At 42.5% G+C, this 5,982-nt stretch carries 7 protein-coding genes; 1 reads left to right on the forward strand and 6 read right to left on the reverse strand.

The window, feature by feature from the left end; all coding sequences use genetic code 11:
• Window positions 1-34 precede the first annotated feature (34 nt).
• From ACFE93_RS33610 to ACFE93_RS33625, 4 genes are read right to left on the reverse strand one after another with little or no spacing between them, the layout of a single operon-like run.
• Window positions 35-562, reverse strand: a complete 528-nt coding sequence (locus ACFE93_RS33610; RefSeq protein ID WP_375480299.1) for a hypothetical protein — start codon at window positions 560-562, stop codon at window positions 35-37.
• Window positions 559-3,144 (reverse strand): hypothetical protein, encoded by a 2,586-nt coding sequence (locus tag ACFE93_RS33615; RefSeq protein ID WP_375480301.1) that lies wholly within the window; start codon window positions 3,142-3,144, stop codon window positions 559-561. Before ACFE93_RS33615 ends, ACFE93_RS33610 begins: the two co-directional genes overlap by 4 nt.
• Window positions 3,074-3,760: a hypothetical protein gene (locus tag ACFE93_RS33620; protein ID WP_375480303.1), complete on the reverse strand. Its 687-nt coding sequence runs from the start codon at window positions 3,758-3,760 to the stop codon at window positions 3,074-3,076. The genes ACFE93_RS33615 and ACFE93_RS33620 overlap by 71 nt, the downstream gene beginning before the upstream one ends.
• Before the next feature lie 4 nt (window positions 3,761-3,764).
• Window positions 3,765-4,775 (reverse strand): hypothetical protein, encoded by a 1,011-nt coding sequence (locus ACFE93_RS33625; RefSeq protein ID WP_375480305.1) that lies wholly within the window; start codon window positions 4,773-4,775, stop codon window positions 3,765-3,767.
• On the opposite strand from ACFE93_RS33625, the gene ACFE93_RS33630 reads away from it, so the two are divergent.
• On the forward strand, window positions 4,724-4,852 hold the full coding sequence (locus tag ACFE93_RS33630; RefSeq protein WP_375480311.1) for a hypothetical protein: 129 nt from the start codon (window positions 4,724-4,726) through the stop codon (window positions 4,850-4,852). The genes ACFE93_RS33625 and ACFE93_RS33630 overlap by 52 nt on opposite strands.
• Window positions 4,853-4,890: 38 nt before the next feature.
• Here the strand turns inward: ACFE93_RS33630 and ACFE93_RS33635 are convergent, their stop codons facing one another.
• Together ACFE93_RS33635 and ACFE93_RS33640 are read right to left on the reverse strand one after the other, a co-directional pair.
• Window positions 4,891-5,193 (reverse strand): hypothetical protein, encoded by a 303-nt coding sequence (locus tag ACFE93_RS33635; RefSeq protein ID WP_375480307.1) that lies wholly within the window; start codon window positions 5,191-5,193, stop codon window positions 4,891-4,893.
• A gap of 164 nt (window positions 5,194-5,357) precedes the next feature.
• The gene (locus tag ACFE93_RS33640; RefSeq protein ID WP_375480309.1) at window positions 5,358-5,729 is read right to left on the reverse strand and encodes an AIPR family protein; all 372 of its coding nucleotides are present in this window, start codon (window positions 5,727-5,729) and stop codon (window positions 5,358-5,360) included.
• Window positions 5,730-5,982: the final 253 nt, after the last annotated feature.

The raw sequence follows: 5,982 nt of genomic DNA on the forward strand, positions 1-5,982 counted from the left end.
GATGCCTTCGGTTGGTTCAACCACTGTGGTCTATTTACCTGAAAATTGCTGTAATATCGTGAATCAGTTTTTCCGGCTTAATATGTTGCCACTCCCAATCTGGCGGTATTACAGCTATCCTTTGGAGAAAGCGATCACACACGCTATTGACTTGATCTGTTCTACCTTTGCCACGATATTGCTTTATCCACTCCTGCGCCCAAATTCTCATTAATTCATGTATTTGCTGGGGTGTGGGAGTCTTCAGTGGATTCTCTGGCGTTCCCACAGCTAATGCCTGATATAAGGAAAGCTGGCTTTCCTCATCAAAACTATGAAACTCAAAACCGTATGTGAGCGTAGATGCACAGGCAAGCAGAGCATTATTTAACTGACGATAGGGCCACCTAACTTCTCTGTCGTTGCCACGATACAAGACTTGTTTTATATCGTGGCAAAAGTCTGCAACCACCTGAACAAAAGGAAATGGCAGCACAGCAATCTCTAGATTGGCAAAGGCACCTGTCACCAAGTTCATGCGGGCAGGTAGCAAAATATTTGCTGGTGTAATTTTACTAGTCATACTCTTTCTCTATCTCTTCGGTCTATTTCCCAGTTGAAGCCATCGATATCAACCAAAGCATCTGCTATTGATTGGTATAAAGCTTGACTGATAACATCTTCATTAACATATTCACAAAGCAAATCGATGATTGCTGCTAGTAAGCTGGTACGCGGTGTATCAGGCTGTTGCTCTTTGACATAGTTTGGTGCCCAAGCAGCATCAACAAAGTAAGCGTGAAAGGGAACACCTCCACGCAAAAGACGACCTACAGCTTGAACGATTACACCAGCAGTGGTTGCGGCTAAATCTTGACGGGGAAAGGCGCGTAACTCTTCATTTGCACACAGTGTTTTGTAATAATAACGATGTTCTACCGATCGCCAATAACGCGCAGCCAACCGACGCACGGCTTCCGCACGTCCTAAAATTCCGTCTCCTTCCCAAGCAATGAAATTCGCATCTTCTATCCAATCCAAGGCACGACGGTTGATTTCTTGAGCGATCGCTTGAGTATCATGTGGATGAGGATAAGGACGGGTAAGAAAGTAAACCGCACCAAAGGCAGCTTTGCCATTTGCATTCAAAATGTTGAATCCACGCCCCATAGCACTTATCGGTGCAGCCAGAATTTTACCACCAGTACGCGCAAAAGTTTCAATGTCAGCACGGTTGAGAGCGCCAACTTCCATCTTTGACTGATAGTCGATGTCATCATCAGTAATAGTTTCGGTGCGATCGCGCTGCAAATGGTAGACTTGCTCCCGCATACCCCACCAACATTGACGGATTTCGTCTGCTACCCATCGTGCCTGGTCGTAGGAGTTGACGAGTAACAGTAGGCGTTCCCTATTCTGCCAAAAATCTGGATCGCTCTCGCCAAGCTGTTTCAATTCCTCAAGCTCCTGTCCTAAATCACCGCTACCGTTGTTGCCAATCAATGCTTGTGCCATTTCTTTAAACATTCCCATTTTCTGACGTTCAGGTGTACCAGAAATACGGATAGATTCGTTTTTGCGGTTTGATTGAGGCAAAAACTTGAAGCGGCTTTGAGCGATCGCTTCTGTGGCGCTCGGTTCTGGCATTAAAATACCTTGGGGATTGCCGACATGAAACTGGGTGGAATCTCGTAGATCAGAAGTTCCTGATAATGCCAAAACGTTAGGGCCGCGTTGACCATCTAAGTCTGTTAGCAACCGATGAAAGTTCAAAACATAGTAACGCCCAATGTTGGTATAAGCAAACAAAGATAAAGCATTTTCGCTGCTGTTCTCAGATTGGTTGTGATTGTCATCCTTGCGGGAATAGTAAGTACCAAACTGTCGTCCTGTTGGAGGTAATGGTAAAATATTTAACATTGCTGTTGGCATACGGCGATGTGGTGGCTCGTCATCTAGGATAGGTGGTCGATGATGCCATTCGTAAAAAACAATGCGTGTGTGCCGATCTAAAAGGGTGATAGTGAGCGCAAACTGTAAACGATAAGCTAGGGTTTCGAGGGTATCCACTGGATCTGATTGTTCGTCGTTTTTTGAGGAGTTTCGCCGTTTTTTCTTAGCTGGCTGCTGTGAATTGTTTTGACGTTTTTCCAGTTGCGTAGACGCTTTGCGGCTTGTCGTTAGACATCGCAGTCGCGCTAACCGTTTTCCTGTATTGGGGAAAAAATCTACTATCCAGGCTTTGCAAGCACGATAAATGCTGTCGTCAGTAGCACTTTCGCCGATACTGTTTATCTGTTGAATCAGAAGTGCTAACCTATTAACTTTAGAATTGGATCGGGGTTGCCCAAGTAATGGATCATCGTCGAGTAACGCGTCAAAATATTGCATTATCTGCTGTACGCGTCGGTTGTTAGCCTTAATTTCTTGCTCAGTAACATCAGGATGATCTAACTCTTCAAGCCCAGCAAGGCGACGAGCAAATTTGTAGAGGAGAAAATTAGGTGTGAAGTAGCCACGTTCTATCCATTTACGTAAAAACTCGTGTCCTAAATGCTTATATAATAGCGTTAATGTTGCTGTGACTACACTTTGTACATGACGTTCTGCGGTTGTCCATCGCTGCATCAATGGTGGGCTGACACGGTTAAACCTCATGTAATCCTCAGTTTTCACCCCAATGTCATCAAAAACACCACCATTTGTTAGTAAAACTGTCTCAGCATATACGTCGTCAAACCACTTGATAACTGTGTCTACTTCATCGAATACAACAATATCAGAATGTTGATAAACGAGTTCCCCTATCTTGATCGGACGTAATTCCAAATGACGTGGCAAACCAGCCATTGCCATTGCGCCTGGAGTTGTGATCCAAACACGGGCAGTTGGCATATCACGATATACCTGCTTTGATGGGCAAGTGGCAAAAAACGGACACAAGTGGGACACACCAGGGTTATTGTTTTGTTTTTTGCGATGGGCTACGCCCCGCCAGAGGCGATCGCTTTCACTTTTTGGTGCTTCTTTTAGAGAGTCACATGGCTCGGTTCCAGGCTTAAGTGGCTTGCCATGCAAACGGTCGAAGATGTCGCTAGACTGTAAGCAGTCCTTGCAAAGCACAAGCTGTTCCCAAAAAGCGATCGCCCCAGTGTGGTTGTCCACGTCGCCAGTGTTCCTGAAAGTCTTTCGAGGCATAGAAGCTTTGTAGGTGCGCGTCTCGTTTACTGCGTCCTAGTAACGGTACAGCAACTGGCTCATTGTTTTCTGGATCGTTACAGAACCACCAATTAATTTGATTTGCTAACCGAATTGCCGATTGTACATCACTAACAACCAAGGTGATGCGGCGGTCGGGGTGATTTCGCAAAACATCGACGGCAAGCAACGTTGACAGGGTAGACTTTCCAGAGGCGACTTGTCCCGCAAGATGTACAAAACCATCCAACTCCAGCGCTTGTGTGTTCCGCTCACTCAGCGTACCGTCTTCCTGAATTTTATGAAAGTTGATTTTGCGAAAGCGGCTTACCCAGTGTCCCTTTTGTGTCTCATTCCAACCATATCGGCGTGCTAGTAACTGTTCGCGGCGATCGAGGAACTCTGCATTTGATTCTAAATCTGGAATTCGCAATAAAAAAGGCTGATGTTCCATTAACGCAAAGCCAAGTTCTACCTGAAGTAATAATTGTGCTTGCTCTCGATCTAGCTCAGAGTTATCTTTCAATTCTTTGACACGCTCTGTCAAAATATCAGGTGGCTTAAATAATGTCATTTGACTCATAATGCTATTTCCCTTTACTTAGGTGCATTATCTTGGCGCTGACTCGTTCTTCAAAAGCTGTATCGCTGAAAAGATGGGTGCTTTTTGGCAATCCTGTTGCTTCTTCACGCAGAATTTCGATGTAATCTTGGCGCTGATGCAGACGATGGCTAGGAATAACATAAAAACTTTCGTTATAGCGCAAATCGCCTTCCCCAAATATCGGCTTTAGTTGCAAAGCCAAATCATACGGATTTCGGTAGTCTTTGATATCTACAGCCCACACTGAGCCGTCACCAAAACGTAGTTGCAGGTCGTAACGGTCAATACCAGGCCACAGTTGAACTTCGCAAAGATATTCTGGCTGTTGTTTATGCAGCTTTTCTAAAGCATGGAATAGACGCATCTCTGGGATTCCAGGCAAACAGACACGCCAGTGAATGCCAAACTTGAGACGACGCAGACCTTGCTTCTCAGAAATGCGCCGGACATGAGACAAGTTTTTACGATGGTCATTGCAGACGCTTGGTTTTATGCCACGTAAATGTCCATGTTTTTTAATTAAAGGACCGCAGCGATCGCAGCACCAATAAGATTCATTTTCCTTACAGTCTTCGTACAGTTCGCCGACATCATCAATAGAGATATAACGCGTTTGAGAAAACGTGTTACGAAGCTGCTCTAAAGTAGTGTAAGGATTCGTAATTAAAAATTGACGCAGCAAAACATATTCTCTTTGAGAGCGTTCGGCATCCTTTTCATTGGCTTGTTGCAGCTTGTCCAGCAACCTCAGAAACTGAAAGTTCTCCAGTGCAATTTGTTGTACTTTCACAGAAGTAAACTCAGGAAGTTGCCCTCGTTTTATCAACTGTTCGTAAAAATACTGGCTTGCTTCTTCACTTAGCGCTCTATCGTATATCAAGCCATATTCTGAGTCAAACTCCTTCGGAAGATGAAGCGACTTATTTAGGTGGGTGTTTTCAAATTCCACGCAGGGGTTTACTCTGGGCTGTTCAACGTCAAATGACGCAGACACAGATAGCAGTACATTTTAATGCAAGTGAGGAAATGGTGCGATTCCGTAGCAATCTCACTGGAGTAAAAATCAGATAAATGTTGTATGAGAAAGTTTTCCCCTTATGAAAGCAACTTCAATTTAAAATTTTTGTCACAATTTCTTGGCATTTTGTTACATTCCTGAAGGTATTGGCTGGATAAGAATTAGGGTATAGGTTGCTAGTTTCACTAATAATACTTTTCAAAAACTTTGAAGTTACAGCTTGAATTTCATTAATTTGTACTGAGGTTAAATCAGATGATATGTTAAAGAAACTCTCTGGCAAAGCTTTGTAAACTAAATGTAAAACGAGACGATTACTATGAATTGCAAATATTTTTTCTCTTCCATCTCGTTGTTTTTGTTCTTCTGATAATTTACTATCTACTATTCGCAATATTTGAACTAATTCCCAAAGGTCAGAGCCATTTACTGATCTATTAAATAGAGTTTTGTATGGCGGTTTTTGTATATTCTCCCATAAAGCACTAATTTTATCTTTAACTCGCGTGGCGAAAGAAACTTCACTCTGTTTACATGCTCGACTAATTGTGGCTTCGTTTAGATCAAAACCTTTTTGTCCATCTGGAATTGATTCACCAGTTTTATAAGTATAAATAATCCTTCTAATTGAAGTTCATTTTTTATTCTTTCTTGTTCAGGATCGAGAGCTACAAATTCTCGGCGATCAATTCTGTTCTGAGTATTGTTGAATCGAGTAATTTCTGTAGCAAATTCTTCAGGACAATTTTCTAAAGAGATAAAACGAATAAGAACTCTTGCTTTTTCAACCTGCTCAGGAGAAATTTGATATGCTCTTGCTATTGAACCAACAGTCTGAGCGCCATTGACTATTTTGACATCTTTACACTCAAATATGCCCGTATCTCTGCCACTCCCGCCAAGTGGTTTTTTGCCAATACTAGAACACAAAACTGTTATACCATTATTATAATCCCAAAATTTCTCAGGTTATTTTTTTACTGTATTGATAATACCTTCATTTACTTCACTATCCTTAACAAAAAGCCTAATATTTGAAGCGAATAATTTAAGAGAATGTTTAGTCCACCAATCGGCTACTTCTCTGGCGGAAACTTGCCCATAATATGATTGATAAGGTTATTTTGTTGGGAGCATCCCAATTTGGCAAAAATAAAAGAATCCAGACTATTCGCGAGTTTGC

It is taken from the genome of uncultured Nostoc sp. (genome assembly GCF_964247315.1).
Taxonomy (GTDB): Bacteria; Cyanobacteriota; Cyanobacteriia; order Cyanobacteriales; family Nostocaceae; genus Nostoc.

Excerpts from the sequence above, each read along its gene's own strand:
- ACFE93_RS33610 (WP_375480299.1), bottom strand. The coding sequence starts at position 562 with ATGACTAGTAAAATTACACCAGCAAATATTTTGCTACCTGCCCGCATG.
- ACFE93_RS33620 (WP_375480303.1), bottom strand. The coding sequence starts at position 3,760 with ATGAGTCAAATGACATTATTTAAGCCACCTGATATTTTGACAGAGCGT.